This is a genomic window from Dactylosporangium thailandense (assembly GCF_059739745.1).
Map to the genome: position 1 here is coordinate 6,376,790 of NZ_AP029195.1, position 19,077 is coordinate 6,395,866.

13 protein-coding genes and 1 pseudogene are annotated in these 19,077 nt (G+C 73.9%); 8 read left to right on the forward strand and 6 right to left on the reverse strand.

The window, feature by feature from the left end; all coding sequences use genetic code 11:
- Nucleotides 1-88 precede the first annotated feature (88 nt).
- A complete protein-coding gene (locus tag AC6JBM_RS28035; RefSeq protein WP_497977045.1) occupies nt 89-1,000 on the reverse strand; it encodes an aldo/keto reductase in 912 nt (303 codons plus the stop codon).
- 81 nt (nt 1,001-1,081) lie between these two features.
- Between AC6JBM_RS28035 and AC6JBM_RS28040 the strand changes: the two genes are divergently transcribed.
- The 3 genes from AC6JBM_RS28040 to AC6JBM_RS28050 are packed head-to-tail and all read left to right on the forward strand — an operon-like array spanning nt 1,082 to nt 8,627.
- Nucleotides 1,082-1,657, forward strand: a complete 576-nt coding sequence (locus AC6JBM_RS28040) for a hypothetical protein (RefSeq protein ID WP_497977046.1) — start codon at nt 1,082-1,084, stop codon at nt 1,655-1,657.
- Nucleotides 1,654-3,729 (forward strand): flotillin family protein, encoded by a 2,076-nt coding sequence (locus AC6JBM_RS28045; protein ID WP_497977047.1) that lies wholly within the window; start codon nt 1,654-1,656, stop codon nt 3,727-3,729. Before AC6JBM_RS28040 ends, AC6JBM_RS28045 begins: the two co-directional genes overlap by 4 nt.
- A gap of 17 nt (nt 3,730-3,746) precedes the next feature.
- On the forward strand, nt 3,747-8,627 hold the full coding sequence (locus AC6JBM_RS28050) for a DNA repair ATPase (protein WP_497977048.1): 4,881 nt from the start codon (nt 3,747-3,749) through the stop codon (nt 8,625-8,627).
- On the opposite strand, the gene AC6JBM_RS28055 is transcribed toward AC6JBM_RS28050, so the two are convergent.
- Nucleotides 8,579-9,076, reverse strand: coding sequence for a GNAT family N-acetyltransferase (locus AC6JBM_RS28055; RefSeq protein WP_497977049.1), 498 nt, complete (start codon nt 9,074-9,076; stop codon nt 8,579-8,581). The two genes, AC6JBM_RS28050 and AC6JBM_RS28055, sit on opposite strands and share 49 nt — an antisense overlap.
- Nucleotides 9,077-9,229: 153 nt before the next feature.
- Here AC6JBM_RS28055 and AC6JBM_RS28060 point away from each other — a divergent pair.
- Nucleotides 9,230-9,949, forward strand: a pseudogene (locus tag AC6JBM_RS28060) (DMT family transporter); the annotation flags it as partial.
- Between the two features lie 52 nt (nt 9,950-10,001).
- On the opposite strand, the gene AC6JBM_RS28065 reads toward AC6JBM_RS28060, so the two are convergent.
- Both AC6JBM_RS28065 and AC6JBM_RS28070 read right to left on the reverse strand, forming a co-directional pair.
- Nucleotides 10,002-11,105 carry a glycosyltransferase gene (locus tag AC6JBM_RS28065; RefSeq protein WP_497977050.1) on the reverse strand — a complete coding sequence of 368 codons (1,104 nt, stop codon included), beginning with the start codon at nt 11,103-11,105 and terminating at the stop codon, nt 10,002-10,004.
- Nucleotides 11,102-11,857 (reverse strand): DUF2334 domain-containing protein, encoded by a 756-nt coding sequence (locus AC6JBM_RS28070; RefSeq protein WP_497977051.1) that lies wholly within the window; start codon nt 11,855-11,857, stop codon nt 11,102-11,104. Before AC6JBM_RS28070 ends, AC6JBM_RS28065 begins: the two co-directional genes overlap by 4 nt.
- A 239-nt stretch (nt 11,858-12,096) precedes the next feature.
- On the opposite strand from AC6JBM_RS28070, the gene AC6JBM_RS28075 reads away from it, so the two are divergent.
- Nucleotides 12,097-13,776, forward strand: a complete 1,680-nt coding sequence (locus tag AC6JBM_RS28075; RefSeq protein ID WP_497977052.1) for a GDSL-type esterase/lipase family protein — start codon at nt 12,097-12,099, stop codon at nt 13,774-13,776.
- 20 nt (nt 13,777-13,796) lie between these two features.
- Here AC6JBM_RS28075 and AC6JBM_RS28080 read toward each other — a convergent pair whose 3' ends face one another.
- Nucleotides 13,797-15,302 carry a branched-chain amino acid ABC transporter substrate-binding protein gene (locus AC6JBM_RS28080; protein ID WP_497977053.1) on the reverse strand — a complete coding sequence of 502 codons (1,506 nt, stop codon included), beginning with the start codon at nt 15,300-15,302 and terminating at the stop codon, nt 13,797-13,799.
- A 79-nt stretch (nt 15,303-15,381) separates the two neighbouring features.
- Here AC6JBM_RS28080 and AC6JBM_RS28085 point away from each other — a divergent pair, with 79 nt between their 5' ends.
- Complete coding sequence (locus AC6JBM_RS28085; protein WP_497977054.1) at nt 15,382-16,071, forward strand: FadR/GntR family transcriptional regulator; 690 nt, start codon at nt 15,382-15,384, stop codon at nt 16,069-16,071.
- 25 nt (nt 16,072-16,096) lie between these two features.
- Complete coding sequence (locus AC6JBM_RS28090) at nt 16,097-16,951, forward strand: fumarylacetoacetate hydrolase family protein (RefSeq protein WP_497977055.1); 855 nt, start codon at nt 16,097-16,099, stop codon at nt 16,949-16,951.
- Here the strand turns inward: AC6JBM_RS28090 and AC6JBM_RS28095 are convergent.
- Nucleotides 16,928-17,413 carry a TetR/AcrR family transcriptional regulator gene (locus AC6JBM_RS28095; RefSeq protein WP_497977056.1) on the reverse strand — a complete coding sequence of 162 codons (486 nt, stop codon included), beginning with the start codon at nt 17,411-17,413 and terminating at the stop codon, nt 16,928-16,930. The genes AC6JBM_RS28090 and AC6JBM_RS28095 overlap by 24 nt on opposite strands.
- Nucleotides 17,414-17,520: 107 nt before the next feature.
- On the opposite strand from AC6JBM_RS28095, the gene AC6JBM_RS28100 reads away from it, so the two are divergent.
- Nucleotides 17,521-19,071: a CocE/NonD family hydrolase gene (locus AC6JBM_RS28100; protein WP_497977057.1), complete on the forward strand. Its 1,551-nt coding sequence runs from the start codon at nt 17,521-17,523 to the stop codon at nt 19,069-19,071.
- Nucleotides 19,072-19,077: the final 6 nt, after the last annotated feature.

Consider the following 19,077-nt stretch of genomic DNA (forward strand, 5'->3'; position numbering starts at 1 on the left):
GAGCGAGCGCAGGGCCGGCGGCCAGACCCCGTCGAGCCGCAACGGCCCGGCCGGGCGGCCCTCGTCGCGGTGGTAGAGCCGGTCCTCGTCACCGCAGGTCCTCCCACAGGGCCGGGGGAATCGGGTGCGCGAGCAGGGCCGCGCTCCGCTCCATCTCCGCGGCCGAGCGCGCGCCGACCACCACGGCGGCGACCGCGGGGTGCCGGAACGGGAACTGCACCGCGGCGGCGGGCAACGGCACGCCGTGGCGGTCGCAGGTCTCGCGGATGCGGCGGGCCTCCGGGGACGTCTCGTCGAGCAATGCGCCGCCCTGGTACACCCCGGCGGCCAGGATCGCCACGCCGCGCTCGAGGCACAGCGGCAGCAGCTCGTCCGCACCCGAACGGTCCAGAAGGGTGTACCGCCCGGCGAGCATGACGCAGTCGACACCGGGATCCGGGGCCTCGCGGACGAACCGGGCCGCCACGTCCGCGTGGTTCACGCCCAGCGACACGGCCGCGACCCGACCGGCGCGGCGCAGCCGGTCCAGGGCCGGGAAGGCCGCGGTGAGGGCGGTCGCGTAGTCCAGGTCCGGGTCGTGGACGTGCACCACGTCGACGCGGTCCAGGCCGAGGCGGTCGAGGCTGTCGGAGAGCGAGCGGTACACGCCCTCGGCCGTGAAGTCCAGGCGCGGCCCCACGCCCGGCGGCGGGTCGGCCCAGATCGGCTGGCCGTCGGGGCCGCCGGGCTCGATGACGCGGCCGGCCTTGGTGCACAGGACGTACTCGTCGCGCGGGCGGTCGCGCAGGGCCTCTCCGGCCCGGCGTTCGGAGCGGCCGTAGCCGTACACCGGGGCGGTGTCGAACAGCCGCACCCCGAGGCGCCACGCGGTGTCGATCGTGTCGCGGGCGTCCTGGCGCGAGACGGGCGCCCGCAGGCCGCCGATCGAGGCGAGGCCGAGCCCGAGCCGCGTCACCGACAGGCTCGTGCGGCCCAGGGGGACCCGGTCGGCGGCCTTCATGCCCGCACGCTATCGCGAACATGGTCTTGACGCGGCCTGTCACCATTCGGACACGCGAGTGATGGGAGACGAGAGGGGCAGATGGAGTTTTTCGACGCGATTCTCGGATTCCCAACCGTCCTGTTCACTGTCCTGCTCGTCCTCGTCATCGCGTACTGGCTCGTCGTACTCCTCGGCGGCGCCGACCACGACCTGCTCGACGTCGGGCACGGGCTGCTCGGGGCGCCGGTCGCGGTCGGGCTCTCGGTGCTCGTGCCGGTCGCCTGGCTCGTCAGCCTGGCCGGCGCGTCCGTCACCGGCGGCGCCCTGCCCCGGGTGGCCGTGCTGCTGGTCGCCCTGGCGGCCGGCTGGCTGGCGGCCCGGCTGGCCGCGATCCCGCTGCGGCGGCTCACCCCGGCGACGGGCGGCGGCTCCCGCACCGCGTTCGTCGGGCGGTCGTGCGTGATCCGCACCGGCACCGTGACCGAGTCGTTCGGCCAGGCCGAGGTCACCGCCGACGACGGCTCCAGCGCGATCGTCCAGGTTCGCCAGACGGGCGCCGACACCTTCACCGCCGGCAGCGTCGCGGTGATCTACGAATACGACCGGGACGGCGAGTTCTTCTGGGTCGTCCCCGCTCCAACTGGACCCACCCCCGGACACAGGGAGCTTTCATGACCGTTCTTACCACCGGCTTCCTCGTCGTGCTCGGCGTGGTCGTGCTCGCCGCGATCGGCGTGCTCGTCGCCATCAGCCGGTTGTTCCGCAAGATCGAGCAGGGCAAGGCGCTGATCATCTCCAAGGTCAGCAAGGTCGACGTCACGTTCACCGGCGCGGTCGTGCTGCCGGTGCTGCACAAGGCCGAGGTCATGGACATCTCGGTCAAGACGATCGAGATCGAGCGGACCGGCCGGGAGGGGCTGATCTGCCGCGACAACATCCGGGCCGACATCCGGATCTCGTTCTTCGTGCGGGTCAACAAGACCGTCGAGGACGTCATCAAGGTCGCCCAGGCGATCGGCACCGTGCGCGCCAGCGACCAGGAGACCCTGCAGGAGCTGTTCAACGCCAAGTTCTCCGAGGCGCTCAAGACCGTCGGCAAGCAGCTGGACTTCGTCGACCTCTACACCAAGCGCGACGAGTTCCGCGACCAGATCGTCCGGGTCATCGGCACCGACCTCAACGGCTACAGCCTCGAGGACGCGGCCATCGACTTCCTCGAGCAGACGCCGCTGTCGAGCCTCGACGGCTCCAACATCCTCGACGCGCAGGGCATCCGGAAGATCACCGAGCTGACCGCGATCGAGCACGTGCGCACGAACGAGTACCGGCGCACCGAGGAGAAGGAGATCAAGCGCCAGGACGTCGACGCGCGCGAGGCGATCCTCGAGCTCGAGCGCCGGCAGGCCGAGGCGGAGATCAAGCAGCGGCGCGAGGTCGACACCCTGCGGGCCCGCGAGGACGCCGAGACCGCCCGGGTCCGGGCCGAGGAGCGCCTCAAGTCGCAGACCGCCGAGATCCGCACCGACGAGCAGGTCGGCATCCAGCACGAGAACAAGTCGCGCGAGATCGCCGTGGCCGAGAAGAACCGCGAGCGGGTCATCGCGATCGAGTCGGAGCGCATCGAGAAGGACCGCATGCTCGAGGTCATCGCCCGGCAGCGGGAGACCGAGCTGAGCACGATCGCCAAGGACAAGGAGGTCGAGGCCGAGAAGCGGGCCATCGCCGAGGTCGTCCGGGAGCGCATCGCGGTCGAGCGGACCGTCGCCGAGCAGGAGGAGCAGATCAAGCGGCTGCGCGTGGTCGAGGAGGCCGAGCGCACCCGCCAGGCGGTCATCATCGCGGCCGAGGCCGAGGCGCAGGAGAACCTGGTCAAGGGGATCAAGGCGGCCGAGGCGGCCGAGCAGGCGGCGAAGTTCCGGGCCCGCGAGGAGCTGGTGCTGGCCGAGGCCCGCCAGCAGACCTCCGAGCTGGAGGCCCGGGCGAAGATCCGCCTGGCCGAGGGCGTGCAGGCCGAGGCGGCCGCGGCCGGCCTGGCCGACGTGCTGGTCCGCGAGCGCAACGCCGAGGCGATCGAGAAGGTCGGCCGGGCCGAGGCCGTGGTCGAGCGGGAGAAGGCGGTCGCCCACGCCGAGACCATCGAGAAGGCCGGCCTGGCCGAGGCCTCGGTCGAGCGGCAGAAGGCGATCACCCTCGCCGACGCGCTGCGGGACAAGCTCAAGGGCGAGGCCGAGGGCCTCACCGAGAAGGCCGCCGCGATCGCCGCGATGGACGCCGCGTCCCGCGGGCACGAGGAGTACCGCCTGCGCCTGGAGATGGAGAAGGAGATCCGCCTCGCCGGCATCGACGTGCACCGGCAGGTGGCCGAGCAGCAGGCGCTCGTGCTGGCCGCGGGCCTGGAGAAGGCGAACATCGACATCGTCGGCGGCGACAGCGTCTTCTTCGACAAGCTGCTCGGCTCGATCACGCTCGGCAAGAGCATCGACGGGCTGGTGCAGCACTCCGACGTCGTGCAGGGCGTCGGCGCGGCCTACCTCAACGGCAACGGCGACCTGGTCGGCGACCTCGGGCGGGTGCTCGGCTCGATGAGCACCGCCGACGTGTCCAACCTGACGCTGTCGGCGTTCCTGGCCCAGCAGATCCAGCGCGGCGGCGCCGACGGGGACAAGCTGCGCGACCTGCTCGACACGGCCCACCGGCTCGGCATCGCCGACAAGCCGGTCGCGGCCCTGGCGGCGGCCCAGCGGTGACCGGAGCGACCGCGGCGGTGAGCGACAAGACCGAAGCGGCCCCGGCGGCGAGCCTGGACGCCGGCACCTACGAGGTGCTGCGCGACCGGCTCGCCGCCCAGGCGGCCGAGCTGACGCGCCGGGCCGAGGCCCTCAACGCGCGGCGGACCGAGGTGTTCGGGGGCGCGCAGCTGCGGCTGCTGGGCACCGAGCGCATCCGCACCGAGCACAACTGCGTCCCGCGCGACATCGTGTCGGTCGGCGGCCTGATGCTGTTCGGGTACAACGTCTTCATCGGCCTCAAGCCGGAGACGACGGTCGACGACGTGTTCTCGGTGCACCGCTTCGCCCGCGACGGCGACGCGTTCCGGTTCGACCGGCCGAGCGGCGACGACGACGCCGCGCTGCTGCGCGACCCGCGGCTGCTGCGCGAGTTCGGCGAGGTCTACAAGTACTACCGCGACACCCGGCTGCTGCAGCTGCGCCGCCTCGACGGCAAGCTCCTCGCGGTCTTCCAGACCGGGCCGCGCACCGACGACATCAAGGTGCTGCGCTGGACCGTCGGCCCGGACGGCACCGTGTCCTATGTGGACAACCGCGGCGAGCGCGACCACGTGTTCCCGCCGTCGCACGACTTCGAGTGGACGCCGGTCGGCCGCGAGCAGCACGTCCTGGGCCGGCACCCGCACATCTCCATCGAGGACGTGGTGTTCGTCGAGACCGTCGGCGGCGACCTGACCGTCAAGGTGGAGAACAACACCGAGACCGGCGAGGGCATCTACCGGGAGCCGGTCGACGAGCCGCTGCAGAGCCTCGCCGACGCCGACGTGAGCTACGCCCGCATCGGCGCCCTGGTGCTGCTGCGCATCAGGCCGTACAAGGAGAACGCCCATCGCTTTCTGGTCTTCAACACGAGGACCCGGGCGGTCGTGCGGCTCGACGGGATCGGCCAGGGCTGCCAGCGCCTGCCGGAGGACCAGGGCCTGATCTTCCCGGGCGGCTACTACCTGGCCACCGGCGTCGCCCGCACCTTCGACACCGACGTGGCCGAGCTCGAGTTCGAGCGCGTGATCCGGTCCGTCAACGGCGAGGACGTGCTCTACGTCTTCCACGCGCGCGCCGACGGCCGGTCGCTGCTGCTGCCGTACAACGTCATCCGCAAGGCGGTCGAGAACCCGATCGTGTGCCACGGCTACTCGCTGTTCGACGAGGGGACCCTCGTGGTGTTCCGCGCCGAGTCCGAGGAGCCGGCCCGGGTCCACACCATGCAGGTCTGGCAGACGCCGTACCAGTCGGACACGTACGCCGCCGCCCAGCCGATCGGGACCGGGCCGCTGGACCGGGTGGGCAACGCCGACCTCGTCCGCGGCATCTCCGACGCCCTGTCGGTGGCCCGGATGGTCGCCGAGATGGCCCCGTCCGCGGCGGTCTTCGAGGCCATCATCGCCGCGTGCCGGCGCGCCTTCGACCACTACCACTGGCTCGGCGAGGCCGACCTCGGCGACCTGCGACACCCGCTCACCGAGCTGCGCGACACCGCCGAGCAGGTGCTCGGCGAGTTCGAGCGGGTGCGGGCGCTCACCGAGGAGGCGGCCGCCGCCCTCGGCGCGCAGGGCGAGCGGATCGAGTCGCTCATCCGCCGCTCCCAGGGCGAGACGCCCGCCGACACCGACGCCTGGGTGCGGCGCCTGGCCGACCTGCGCCGCGCGCAGGGCTCCCTCGTGCCGCTGGCCGAGCTGCGCTACGTCGACACCGAGCGGGTCGCCGCGCTGCAGGCCCGCCTCGGCGCGGAGCTCACGGCGGCGGCCCAGCGGGCGGTGCGGTTCCTGCAGCACGAGGACGCCTTCGCCGCGTACCACACCGGCGTCGAGCGCCTGGTCGCCGACGCCGAGGCGATCCGGACCGTGGCCGACGCCGCGCCGGTCGGCGAGCGGCTGGCCGCGCAGGCGGAGGCGCTGCAGATCGTCACGGAGGTGGTCGGCTCCCTCGAGATCGCCGACGCCACCGTCCGCGTCGGCATCCTGTCCCGCATCGGCGAGGTGCTCGGCGGCGTCAACCGGGCCCGGGCCACCCTCGACGCCCGCCGCCGCGAGCTGCTCGCCGTCGAGGGCCGGGCCGAGTTCGCGGCCGAGTTCGCGCTGCTCGGGCAGGCGGTCACCGGCGCGCTCGCGGACGCCGGCACCCCCGAGCGCTGCGACGAGCAGCTGGGCCGGCTCATGCTGCAGCTGGAGAACCTGGAGTCCCGCTTCGGCGAGTTCGACGACTTCCTGGCCCAGCTCGCGGACAAGCGCACCGACGTCTACGAGGCGTTCTCGGCCCGCCGGCAGGCGCTGCTGGACGAGCGGGCCCGCCGTGCCGACCGGCTCGCCGAGTCCGCCGAGCGGATCCTCGCCGGCGTCGGGCGGCGGGTCGCCGCCATGACGTCGGCCGACGAGGTCAACACGTACTTCACGACCGACCCGATGGTCGCGCGGGTCCGCCGCCTGGCCGGCGAGCTGCGCGAGCTGGGCGACCAGGTCCGCGCCGAGGAGCTGGACGGCCGCGTCCAGCGGGCCCGGCTCGAGGCCGGCCGGCTGCTGCGGGACCGGATCGACCTCTTCGACGGCTCGGCCGACCTGATCCGCCTCGGCCGCCACCGGTTCGCCGTCAATACCCAGGCGATCGACCTCACGCTCGTGCCGCACGGCGACGGGCTCGCGTTCACCGTGACCGCGACCGACTACCGCGCACCGGTGGACGACCCGGAGATCGCCGCGGCGCGCCCGTTCTGGGGGCAGCTCGTCGCCTCCGAGTCGCCCGAGGTGTACCGCGCCGAGCACCTCGCCGCACTGGTCCTCGAAGGCACCGGGCCGGCCGACGGCGACCTCCTCGATTTGGTGCGGCGCTTCGCCGACGAGCGGTACGACGAGGGCTACGAGCGGGGCGTCCACGACCACGACGCGGCCCTGATCCTCGAGGCCCTGCTCCGGCTGCACGCGGGGGCCGGGCTCCTGCGCTACCCGGGGGCGGACCGGGCGGAGGCGCAGCTGTTCTGGGCGTTCGGCGCCGGCGACGAGGCGAAAGCGGCCTGGACCCGGCGGGCGCGGTCGCTGGCCCGGGCCCGGGCGGCGTTCGGGCCCTCGGCCGCGGTCGGCGAGCTGTGCGCGGAGCTGCAGCAGTCGATGGGTGCTTCGGGTCTCGCCGCCGAGTACCTGTTCGAGGAGCTGAGCGGTTCGCCGTTCGGGTTCGTCACCGGCGCGGGCGCGCGGGCATTGCTGGACCGGTTCCGGCGGGCCGTGCCGTCCGACGAGCTCGCGGAGGACCTGCGGGCCCTCGAGGGCGATCTGGCCGCCCGCCGCCAGCTCGTGTCGGCGTGGCTCACCTCGTTCGCTCCGGAGAGCCCGGACCTGCAGGAGGCCGCCGCCATCGTGCTCTGCGGTTCCCAGCTGCCGCGGCGCGAGTCGGCGGCCGAGCTCACCGCGACCGTCGAGGGGCTGCTCGGCACCCATCCGCGCGTCGAGGGGCGCCGGATGGAGCTGCGGCTGGACGAGGTGCTCGCCCGCACCCGCCGGTTCCGGCTCGAGCGCGTCCCGGCCTTCCGGGCCTACCAGCGCCGCCGCAACGAGCTGGCCGCCCGCGAGCGGGAGCGGCTGCGGCTGGAGGAGTACCGGCCGAAGGTGATGAGCGCCTTCGTGCGCAACCGGCTGCTCGACGAGGTGTACCTGCCGCTGATCGGCGACAACCTGGCCCGGCAGCTGGGCGCGGCCGGCGAGGCGAAGCGGGCCGACCAGATGGGCCTGCTGCTGCTCATCTCGCCGCCCGGCTACGGCAAGACGACGCTGATGGAGTACGTGGCCAGCCGCCTGGGGCTGGCGTTCGTCAAGGTGAACGGGCCGGCGCTCGGGCACCACGTGACGTCGCTGGACCCGGCGGAGGCGCCGAACGCGACCGCCCGGCTGGAGATCGAGAAGGTCAACTTCGCGCTGGAGATGGGCAACAACGTCCTGCTGTACCTCGACGACATCCAGCACACGTCGCCGGAGCTGCTGCAGAAGTTCATCTCCCTGTGCGACGCCCAGCGGCGCATGGAGGGCGTCTGGAACGGCCGGACGCGCACGTACGACCTGCGGGGCAAGCGGTTCGCCGTGTGCATGGCCGGCAACCCGTACACCGAGTCGGGGCAGCGCTTCCGGATCCCCGACATGCTGGCCAACCGCGCCGACGTGTGGAACCTCGGCGACGTGCTGACCGGCCGGGACGAGGTGTTCGCGCTGAGCTACATCGAGAATGCCCTGACCTCCAACACCGTCCTCGCCCCGCTGTCCGCGCGGGACCGCGGCGACGTCGAGCTGCTGGTGCGGCTGGCCCGCGGCGACGGCACCGTGCGGCCGGACCAGCTCGCCCACCCGTACTCGGCGGTCGAGGTGGACCGGATCCTCGCCGTGCTGCGCAAGCTGCTGCGGGTGCAGGAGGTGGTGCTGGCGACCAACCGCGCGTACATCGCCTCCGCGGCCCAGGCCGACGCGTCCCGCACCGAGCCGCCGTTCCTGCTGCAGGGCTCGTACCGCAACATGAACAAGCTCGCCGAGCGGGTCGTGCCGGTCATGAACGACGCCGAGCTGGAGGCGGCCATCGACGACCACTACGCCGGCGAGGCGCAGACGCTCACCGCCGGGGCCGAGGCCAACCTGCTCAAGCTGGCCGAGCTGCGCGGCCGCCTCACCCCCGAGCGGGAGCAGCGGTGGGCCGAGGTCAAGGCGGCCTATCGCCGGGCGCAGGCGCTCGGCGGCGCCGAGGACGACCCGATGAGCCGGGCCGTCGGCGCGGTCGGGCTGCTCGCGGACCGGGTCGGCGCGGTCGGCGCGGCGATCGACCGGGCGGCCGCGTCGGGTCAGACGGTCACCGGCGCGAACGGTACGACCGCCAGATCGAAGGCGTAGTGGACCATCCCGTCCTGGTAGGTCGGGCGCAGGCCGGGGCCGGCGAGGGCGCGGATCAGGCCCTTGCTGGCCGCGTTGGCGCCGGTCACGTCGGCCTGGACGGTGCGCACGCCGGCCGCGGCCATGCGGGGCACGAGGGCGCGCACGAGCGCGGTGGCCAGGCCGGTGCGCTGCCACGGGTCGGCGACGAGCACGGCCAGGTCGGCGGCGGGCGAGCAGGCGGGGCGGCGGCCGTACTCGGCCCACCCGCACAGCTGCCCGCCGTCGTCCAGCGCGACCTGCGCGTCCCACTCCGGCCGCGGGCCGCCCTCCAGATGACGCAGGTAGAACGCGGGCAGCCGCCCGCCGCTGCCGACGCAGAAGCGCCGGTCGATGCTGCGCGCGGACAGGTGCCGCTCGGCGGCCGCCACCAGGTGCTCGTCGCCTGTCTGCCATGGCCGGATGAGCATGAGCTGAGTCTAGAACTTGAACCCAACTCCTGTGAACACCGCGTGGCCATGTGCTGGTAGCCGGGTGGTCGTGCGGTTGCGGTACAACCCCTGATCATGTTCGCTGTCGTGCTGTCGGTTCTGGCTGCCGCCATGTTCGCCTGCTCGGCGGCCATGCAGCAGCGCGCGGCTCGCCGGGCAGCGCCGGATGTGCACGATCGCGCGTTGCCCGTGCGGGTGTTCCTGCTCATCCGGACGCTCGTAAGGGATCGTTGGTGGCTGGCGGGCTGGGTGCTCAACCTGGTCGCGTTCGCCGCGCACGCGCTGGCGCTGCACCTCGGATCGCTCACGATCGTGCAGGCGCTGCTGGTGTCGCAGCTGCTGTTCGCGCTGCTCACGATCCGCCGGCCACGGGCCACGGCCTGGCTCGGCACCGTCGCCGTGTGTGCCGGGCTGGCCCTCCTGGTCGTGGCGCGTCCGTCGGTACCGCACGACCTCCGGCGCACCGATGTGCCCCCGGCGGTCGGCCTCGCCGCGGGCGTGATGGTCGCGCTCGTCGTCGGCGCGCACCTGCTCCCGGCCCGTACCGAGGCGCGCCTGCGCGGCGCGCTCGCCGGGGTCGCGGCCGGCGTGTGCACGTGCCTGACCGCCGTGTTCGTCGTGCTCGTCACCGACACCCTGGCCCGCGACGGCGTCCGGGGCCTCGCCCACGACTGGTCGATCCTGGCCCTGGCCGCCTCGACCACGGCCAGCGCCCTGCTCACCCAGGACGCGTTCGCCGCGGGCTCGCTGCCCACCGCGCTGACCGCGATCAGCATCGCCGACCCGCTCGCGAGCGCGCTGTTCGACGCGACCGTCTTCCACGCGGGCTGGCGCGGCGCCCTGTGGTGGCCCTGGAGCCAGGTCGTCGTCGCGGGGATGCTCGTCGCGGGCGTGGCGCTGCTCGCTACGGGACGCGCTGGCGCCCCGTCGCCCGGGCGAACACCTCCAGCAGACCGCCGACCGTCGCCGACCACGGAAACTGCTCCGCCACCGCCCGCGCGTCCGAGCGACGGCGCTGCGGCGGCGCGCTGAGCAGCGACTCGACGCCGTCGGCCAGCGCGTGCGCGGTGCCGTCGGTGACCCGGCCCGACTCCGGCCGCAGGATCAGCTCGCCCGCGGCCCCCTTCGACGGGACCACCACCGGCACGCCGCACGCGAGCGACTCCAGCGTGGCCAGGCCGAAGGTCTCGGCCGGCGACGGCGACAGCGAGATGTCCGCGCCGGCCACGAGCTCGGCGAGGCGCCCCCGCTCGGCCACGTGACCGAGGAAGCGCACCGGCAGCCCCTCGGCGAGGCGGGTCAGGCGGCGCTGCAGCGGGCCGGTGCCGATCACGTCGAGGGTGGCGGGCACGCCGCGGCGGCGCAGCTCGCGCAGGGCCTCGATGGACAGCTCCGGGTGCTTCTCCGTGGACAGGCGGGTGACGGTCACGAGGCGCACGCCGGGCTCGTGCTCGACCGGCGTGAAGGTGTCGAGGTCCACGCCGAGCGGGACGCGGTGGATCTTCTCCCGGCCGAAGACCTCGAACTCGGCGGCGGAGAAGGCCGACGTGAGCACGATGTGGTCGACGAGCCGGTGCAGGCGGCGGTTGGCCGCGGTGGCGGCGGCGTCCAGCGGGAACCAGCGCGGCACCCGGGTGCGCAGGATGGCGTTGATGCGCTCGTGCGAGACCAGCACCAGCGGTACACCCCGGGAATGCGCCCACGGGGCGAGCCATCCGATGCTGAGCTTGTCGTTGGCCTCCAGCACATCGGGCTCGACCTTGTCCAGCAGCGCGCACACGCGGCGGCGGGCGGTGAGCACCCGATAGCCGCCGGTGCCGGGCAGCAGCGGGCTGCGCACGGTGAGGTGGCGGCCGTCGGGCAGCGTGATGTCGCGATCCTCGGTGCCGGGCACCAGCGTGACGCGCTCGTGGCCGGCCGCGATGTAGCCGCGCCCGGTCTGCTCCACGCACGTGCGCAGCCCGCCGGAGACCGGCGTGTAGAAGTTCGCGAGCTGGACGATCCTCACGACGCCGCCGCGTCCAGGACGGCGCCGTAGGTGGTGGCGCGGGCGCCGGCCTTGAGCGCGCCCTCGATGGCCCGCAGCGTGTCGTCGCGCAGGCGCGGCTGGTGCAGGTCGTCGGGGTGCAGCGCGACGCGCACCAGGCCGCGGCGGCGGGTGGCCCAGGCCGCGCCGGTGCGCAGGACCGCCGCGCCGAGCCGCTCGCCGGTGCCCCCGGGGCGGTGCGAGAGCGCGAATCCGCGCCGGGCGCGGGTGGGGCCGTCGCCGCGGAGGTCCTTCACGCCGAAGTGGTCGGTGGTGTACCGGAACCCGGCCCCCGCCAGCGCCCGCTCGGCGGCCGGCGAGGCGAGCCAGCCCGGCGGGGTGAAGCCGGTGGTGCGCAGCCCGAGGCGGTCGAGCACCTCCTTGGCGTCGCCGAGGCGGCGGGCGGCCTGCCCCTCGTCGAGCGCGGCGAACTCGGCGGCACCGCGGGCCACGGCCCGGCCGACGGCACGGCGCACGGGGCGCCCCTCCGGCCCGGCCTGGTGGCACCAGCCGTGCAGCACGAGCTCGTCGCCGCGGGCGGCGCGGTCGCGCAGCACCTCCGCGTAGTCCCCGTGCTCGGCCAGCGCCATCCCGCGCCACGGGCCGGGGATCACCAGCAGCGAGACCGGGATGCCGAGCGCGTCGGCGTCGGCGCACCAGCGGGCGGTCTCGTCGGCGGTCGCGGGCGCCACGTCGTGGACGCTGACCACCAACAATGGTTCTACGGTCGTCATCTAGGCCCATCACAGCAGGTCAGGGCGGCGTGCCGCGTCGAGTCGGGGTACCTGTCGCCGGACGTTAGCACGTGCCGCACAACCGCCCGCGACCCCGACCACCCGCGGCCCGACAATGCGGCGCACGTCACGATCACATCGATGAACATCAGCTCGCTACCGCATGAACCGGGCATGAACGGATGGGGTTTTGTCAATGGTTGACAAAGCTTGCACCTACAGCGACGCTGGTCGATACCATGCCTTCCTGGGGGTTCCCGATGCGCCGCCTACTCGTCGTCCTCCTCCTGCTCGCCGCCGCCGTCGTCCTGCCCACCCACGCCGCCACGGCCGCCGTCACCGGCCGCCCGATCAAGATCATGCCGCTCGGCGACTCGATCACCTGGGGCGTCGGCAGCCCCACCACCTCGAGCTACCGCGCCGCCCTGTGGAACCGCCTCACAACCCAGGCCGGCTTCGGCGTGGACTTCGTCGGCTCGCAGCAGTCCGGCGCCCTGCCCGACCCCGACAACGAGGGCCACTCGGGCTGGCGCATCGACCAGATCGCCGCGAACATCGACGGCTGGCTCGCGACCTACCAGCCCGACGTGGTGCTGCTGCACATCGGCACCAACGACATGAACCAGAACTACCAGGTCGCCACGGCCCCGCAGCGCCTCGCCGCCCTGGTCGACCAGATCCTCGCCGACCGGCCCTCCGCCACGGTGGTGGTCGCGAAGATCGTGCCCGCGCTCGACGCCACCATCCAGTCGCGGATCACCACGTTCAACGCCGCGATCCCCGGGGTGCTGTCCGGCAAGGCCCGCACGCGCATCGCCGACCTCAGCGGGCTGAGCGCGAGCGACCTCAACGACACCCTGCACCCCAACGACACCGGCTACGCGAAGATGGCCGTGCGCTGGTACACCGCCCTGGAGCCGGTGCTCGGCGACGGGCGCGACTGGCCGCTGTTCGCCACCGCGTTCGAGCCGTCCGACGCGGCCCCCACGTGGGCGGACAGCGCGGCGGCGGCGATCGGCGTCGGCGGGTACTGCTGCGCCCTCACCGCCGCCGAGTCCTCCCCGCGGGCCGAGGTCGCGCACAGCGGCACGAGCGCGCTGATGTACTCCGGCTCCGACAACTCGGCCACACAGTCGTACTCCTACCAGCGCGTCTTCGCCGCCGACCTACCCCTGGGCGCGAGCAGCGTGCTGTCGTACTGGATCTACCCGCAGCAGGCGACCGGCACGTTCGTCGCCGTCGACCTGCAGTTCACCGACGGCTCGGCGCTGCGCGACTCGGGGGCGGTGGACCAGTACGGGGTGCGCGCCCACCCGCAGTTGCAGGGCGAGGGCGGGCGGCTCGTGGTGAACCAGTGGAACCTCGTGCGCGTCAGCCTCGGCGGGCTCGCGGGCCGGACGGTGTCGCGCATCGACGTCGGGTTCGACCGGCCGGGCGGCACCGGGCCGTTCCGCGGCTACGTCGACGACATCGCGATCGCCGACGAGGCGGGCGCCTTCCCGGGCGTCAACCTCGCGCTCGGCGCCGCGGCGACCGGCTCGGCCCCGTGCGCCGCGGCCGAGGCGGCGGCGAAGGCCGTCGACGGGGTCGTGTCCGGCAACAGCAAGTGGTGCAGCGGGGTCGCGGGCGCGAGCCTGCAGCTCGACCTCGGCTCGGCGCGGACCGTGCGGCGCTTCGTGGTGCGCCACGCCTGGGCGGGCGGGGAGCAGGGCGCGTACGACACCCGCGCCTTCACCATCGCGACGAGCACCGACGGCACGACGTGGAGCACCGCGGTCACCGTCACCGCGAACGCCGACGGCGTGACGACCCACGCGATCGCCGCGCGCAGTGCGCGGTACGTGCGCCTGAGCGTCACCACCCCGAACCAGGTCGACGGCGCGACGCGCATCTACGAGCTCGAGGTGAACGGCTCGTGAGCCCCGCGATCCGCCGGGCCTCAGGCCAGGCGGATCGCGGTCACCGGCAGCATCGCGGGTTTCGTGGTCGTGCCCGTGTCCGGGCGGTACACGTGCACGACCACCGACGAACGGTCCAGGTCGCCGTTGACGTTGAACGCGAACGTGCCCTGCGTGAGCTTGAACGGGCCGCGCGCGAGGGCCGCCCGCAGGTCCGCGCGCGAGCCGGCCCGGGCGGTGATCGCGTCGAGCAGCAGCGTGGCCGCGTCGTAGGCGGCGGCCGCGTGCCGGCCCGGCGCCGCGCCGAACGTGCGCCGGAACGCGGCCAGGAACGGCTCGTCGGCCGCGTCCGCGCAGCCGCACAGCGCGAACGTGTTGGTGCCGGCCTGGGCGACCAGCTGGGCGTAGGCGGGATCGAGCAGCGCCTCGCCGCCGACGACCGGCCCGCCGAAGCCGGCCGCGCGCAGGGCGATGGTCAGGTAGCCCACCTCGTCCGGGGCGCCGCGGAAGAAGACCGCCTCGGCGCCGGAGGCCCGGATCCGCTCGACGAGCGCCCGGTAGTCCTTCGCGGCCGCCTCGACCTGGACGGTGGCCACGACGGACACGTCGACGCTGCGCCGGAGCCGGTCGGCGATGCGCTGGTCGGCGACGTCGTTGTGGCGGACCACGAACAGCTTGCGGGCCTTGAGGCTGGTCTTCAGCAGCCGCGCGGCGGCGTCGGCGACGTCGAGGTCGGTCGGGTACAGGCGATGGAACGCCGTCAGGCCCAGCGTCGCGGAGGCCGGGTCGCCCGACCACGGCGTGACGAACGGCAGGTCCCGCCGCTCGAAGTCGCGGCCCAGCAGCGACACGTCGGCGTCGCGCAGCGGCCCGACGACCCCGATGACGTCGTCGCCGAACCGGGCGAGCGCGGCGGCGGCCTCCTGCGGGCCGCCGTGCGCGGTGTCGGCCTCGACCAGCCGGACCGTGCATGCCGGGGAACCGCTCTCGTTGTGCCGGCTGACCGCCAGCTGCACCGCCCGCCGCGCGTCCACCGCGTCCGGGCCGAGCTCGTCGGCGCCGAGGTACCCGATCGCCGGGCAGGGGCCCGAGACCTCGGGCGGCGCCGCCACCGCCTCCACCGCCCGGGCCGGAGCCGTGGTCGCGGCCTCGCCGGGCGCACCGCCCGCGGCGTCGTCGCGAGCGTTGCGCGCCACCGCGCAGCAGATGATCGCGGCCATGACGGCGAAGACGACGAGGGCGACGGCCGCCGGGCCGGCCTTGCGCGCCGCGGGCTTCGGCGGCGGCTGCAGCACAGGCACCGCGGGCGGCCGCGTGACCGCACCTTTGTTGACCGCCCCCTTGTTGACCGCCCCCTTGCTCGCGGGCCTGCGGGCCGCCTTGCCGCGCGTCGCGGCCCGGGCGGCCGGCGGGGACGGCATCGGGGGCGGGGCGGGAGTCTCGGGCGGCGTGACCGGCCGGGCGGGCGAGCCGATCTCGAACGGCCTCGGCTCCGGGAACGCCGGCGCGCCGAACGACTCCGGCAGACGTCCGTCTGGCAGCTCCATGCGGTCACGATAGAGGCCGGTGCCAAACCGCGGCTACGCCCTAAACTGGCCAGGCCACCAAGTCATCTGGGAGAAACCCGTGACCGCCGAGTTCACCCCGGTCCACCGCTCCTCCGCCGCCGCCGAGGCCGTGCGGCTCATCCAGGAGATGATCGTCGACGGCCGGCTCGTGCCCGGGCAGCGGCTGCCCGCCGAGCGGGAGCTCAGCGAGATGCTGCGCATCAGCCGGCCCACGCTGCGCGAGACGATCCGATCGCTGGTCAGCCTGAACATCCTGGAGAGCCGGCACGGGTCGGGAACCTACGTGGCGGCCCTGGACACCGCGGCCCTGCTGGAGCCGCTGCAGTTCGTGATGTCGCTCAGCGGCCGCACGGTCGACGAGCTGTTCGAGGCGCGGCTGCTGATCGAGCCCGCCCTGGCCGCGCTCGCCGCCTCGCGCGCGGACGCGGGTCAGGTCGCGGCGATGCGGGCGGCGCTGGCCGAGCCGGACCGGGTGGCCGCGGACGTCGCGCTGCACCGCCTGGTCGCGGACGCGGCCGGCAACGCGCTGCTCGCCACGATGCTGCAGACGCTCTCGGCGCTCGGCCGGGTCAGCCGGGCCGTGACCGCCACCCGCCCGGGCGTGCTGCGCCGCACCGCGGCCGAGCACGCGGCGATCGTGGACGCCATCGACCGCCGCGACCCCGACGCCGCCCGCGCCGCGATGACCGAGCACCTGCGGCGCATCGCGGCCGCCGCCGGAGCCGGGCCAATTGGCTTGACCACTTGACCATCTCGGGCATAGCTTGGCCGGCATGAGACTTGCGCGGATCGGCAACGCCGGTGAGGAGCGGCCCGTGGTGGTCGCCGAGGACGGGACATACCTGGACCTGTCGGCCGTCACCGGCGACATCGACGGAGCCTTCCTGGCCGGCGGCGGACTCGACCGGGCCCGCGCCGCGCTCGGCACCCTCCCCCGCCTCGACGTCCCCGCCGGGACCCGGATCGGGCCGCCGGTGGCGGCCATCGGCAAGATCGTGTGCATCGGGCAGAACTACGCGCGGCACGCCGCCGAGTCGGGGGCCGAGCCGCCCTCCGAGCCGATCGTGTTCCTGAAGGCGGCCGACACCGTGGTCGGGCCGGACGATGACGTGCGCATCCCGAAGGCCAGCGTCAAGACCGACTACGAGGTGGAGCTCGCGGTCGTCATCGGCACGGCGGCGCGGTACCTCGACAGCCCCGCCGACGCCGCGGCGCACATCGCCGGCTACGCCGTGAGCAACGACGTCTCCGAGCGCGAGTTCCAGCTCGAGCGCCTCGGCCAGTGGGACAAGGGCAAGAACTGCGAAACGTTCAACCCCCTCGGCCCCTGGCTGGTGACCGCGGACGGCCTCGACGTGCCGGCGCTGCGGCTGCGCTCCTGGGTCAACGGGGAGGCGCGGCAGAACGAGGTCGCGGCCGACATGATCTTCGACGTCGCGCACCTCGTGTGGTACGTCAGCCAGTTCATGGTCCTGTACCCGGGCGACGTCATCAACACCGGCACGCCCGCGGGAGTCGCGATGGGCCTGCCCGGTCAGCCGTATCTGCGCGCCGGCGACGTGGTGGAGCTGGAGATCGAGGGCCTGGGGCGCCAGCGGCAGACGCTAACGGCACACACCGTCGAGTAGGAGCGCGATCGCGCGCTCACCACCCCCGCAAGCCCCCGACAGCATCGCGAAGAGCAGGGCCAGGTCGTCCGGCACGAGGTCGGGCCGCACCCGGCCCTGCTCCTGCGCGCGGCGCAGCGCGGGCGCCAGCGCCGCGGCCAGCCGCCGGTCGAGGCCGTCGGGCGCGGCGCTGAGCGGGCGCACGACCGCGTACAGGCGCAGGGCCGAGGCGAGCAGCTCCCGGAAGCCGCGCGAGTCGTCGGCCTCCAAGCGGGCGAGCTGGTCGACCACCACCGCGTCGACGAGGGTGGGCCGGTCGCGGAAGTGGCGGTACAACGTCGCCTGCCCGACGCCGGCGCGCCGCGCGACCTCGGGCATCAGCACCGCGGCCCGGCTCAGCATCAGCTCGCTGGCCGCGCGCACGATCGCCGAGCGGTTGCGCCGCGCGTCGCGCCGCTGCGGCGTCGGAACCCCGTAGAGCACCACAGCATGTTACCGACCGGTAATGATAATGTCACGAGCTTCTAATTCTCGGAACGGACTCCTAGGCTCCCGCCACCACGAAGCGCTACCCCGCCAGGAGCGTGCCCATGACCCGTTCCCGCCAGACCATCGCCCTCGTCGCCGCCGCCGTGCTCGCCGCGGTCACCCTCCAGGCGCCGCCGGCCGCCGCGGCCGCGCCCGCCACGAAGTTCGTCGACATCGCCGGAGCCGGCGGCATCACCCTCAAGGCCAACGTCGTCGCCCCCGCCGACACCGCCAAGCACCCCGCGATCGTGTTCCCGTCCAGCTGGGGGCTCAACGACCTCGAGTACCTCGCGCAGGCCGGCGCGCTGGCCGGGCGCGGGTACGTCGTCGTCTCCTACACCCCGCGCGGCTGGTGGGCCTCCGGCGGCGAGATCGACACCGCCGGGCCGCAGGACCTCGCCGACCTGTCGAAGATCGTCGACTGGACGATCGCGAACACCGCGGCCGACCCGGCCCGCATCGGCGCGGCCGGCGTCAGCTACGGCGCCGGGATCAGCCTGCTCGGATCCGCGTTCGACAAGCGCATCCGCGCGGTCGTCATGATGAGCGGCTGGACCGATCTCGTCTACAGCCTCTACGGCGACAACACCCGCCACCAGCAGTCCGCCGGGCTGCTGAGCCTCGCCGCGACCCTGCTCGGCCACCCCGGCGCCGACCTGAGCGGCAAGCTCGCCGACTTCAACGCCGACCGCAACGTCGAGGCGGTGAAGGCCTGGGCCCGGGTGCGCTCGGCGGCCACGTACCTCGACGCCATCAACGCGAACAAGCCGGCCGTGATGATCGCGAACGCGTGGGGCGACTCCTTCTTCCCGCCCGACCAGCTGGTGGACTTCTTCGGCCGGCTGCAGACCCCGAAGCGGCTCGAGCTGCGCCCCGGGGACCACGCGATCGCCGAGTTCACCGGCATCCTGGGGCTGCCCAACGGCGCCTGGACGAGTCTGTACCGCTGGTTCGACCAGTACCTCGCGGGCGTGGACACGGGCATCGGCGCCGAGCCGGCGGTACAGCTGCAACCGCTGAACGCGGGGGCCGAGCAGTATGCGTCGTGGTCGGCGCTGAACACCTCGGTCAAGCGCTACGGGCTCGGCGCGGTCCGCTGGCTCGACGGCACCGGCCTGCTCGGCGGCGCCCCGAGCACCGGCTGGAGCAAGACGCTGCCGGGCGACCTCGACACCGTCGCCAACGGCGGGGTGGTGCTGCTGACCAACGGCGTCGGCGCGTTCACCGGCCAGCAGCCGCAGATCTGGCTCCCCGCCGTGGACCGCCTGCGCGCGGGCGTGTGGGCGTCGGAGCGACCGGCCTCGGCGCTGCGCATCCGCGGCATCCCGCGGGTCCACCTGAACCTGACCGGCGCGCCGAAGGGGACGCTGATCGCGTACCTGTACGACCTCGACAGCCTCGGCAACGCCAAGCTCATCACGCACGCCCCGGTGTCCTGGAGCGGCGGCGGCTCCGTCGATGTGGCGCTGTCCGCGACCGCGTACGACGTGCCGGCCGGGCACTCGCTCACCCTCGTCGTCGACACCACGGATCCGCTCTACTACGACGACAATGCCCTCGGCGGTACCGTCACCGTCGCGGGCGGATCATATGTGGACGTGCCGATCCGGTAGAACGGG

Excerpts from the sequence above, each read along its gene's own strand:
- AC6JBM_RS28090 (WP_497977055.1), top strand. The coding sequence starts at position 16,097 with ATGAGACTTGCGCGGATCGGCAACGCCGGTGAGGAGCGGCCCGTGGTG.
- AC6JBM_RS28055 (WP_497977049.1), bottom strand. The coding sequence starts at position 9,076 with ATGCTCATCCGGCCATGGCAGACAGGCGACGAGCACCTGGTGGCGGCC.
- AC6JBM_RS28100 (WP_497977057.1), top strand. The coding sequence starts at position 17,521 with ATGACCCGTTCCCGCCAGACCATCGCCCTCGTCGCCGCCGCCGTGCTC.
- AC6JBM_RS28070 (WP_497977051.1), bottom strand. The coding sequence starts at position 11,857 with ATGACGACCGTAGAACCATTGTTGGTGGTCAGCGTCCACGACGTGGCG.
- AC6JBM_RS28040 (WP_497977046.1), top strand. The coding sequence starts at position 1,082 with ATGGAGTTTTTCGACGCGATTCTCGGATTCCCAACCGTCCTGTTCACT.
- AC6JBM_RS28080 (WP_497977053.1), bottom strand. The coding sequence starts at position 15,302 with ATGGAGCTGCCAGACGGACGTCTGCCGGAGTCGTTCGGCGCGCCGGCG.
- AC6JBM_RS28035 (WP_497977045.1), bottom strand. The coding sequence starts at position 1,000 with ATGAAGGCCGCCGACCGGGTCCCCCTGGGCCGCACGAGCCTGTCGGTG.
- AC6JBM_RS28075 (WP_497977052.1), top strand. The coding sequence starts at position 12,097 with ATGCCTTCCTGGGGGTTCCCGATGCGCCGCCTACTCGTCGTCCTCCTC.
- AC6JBM_RS28045 (WP_497977047.1), top strand. The coding sequence starts at position 1,654 with ATGACCGTTCTTACCACCGGCTTCCTCGTCGTGCTCGGCGTGGTCGTG.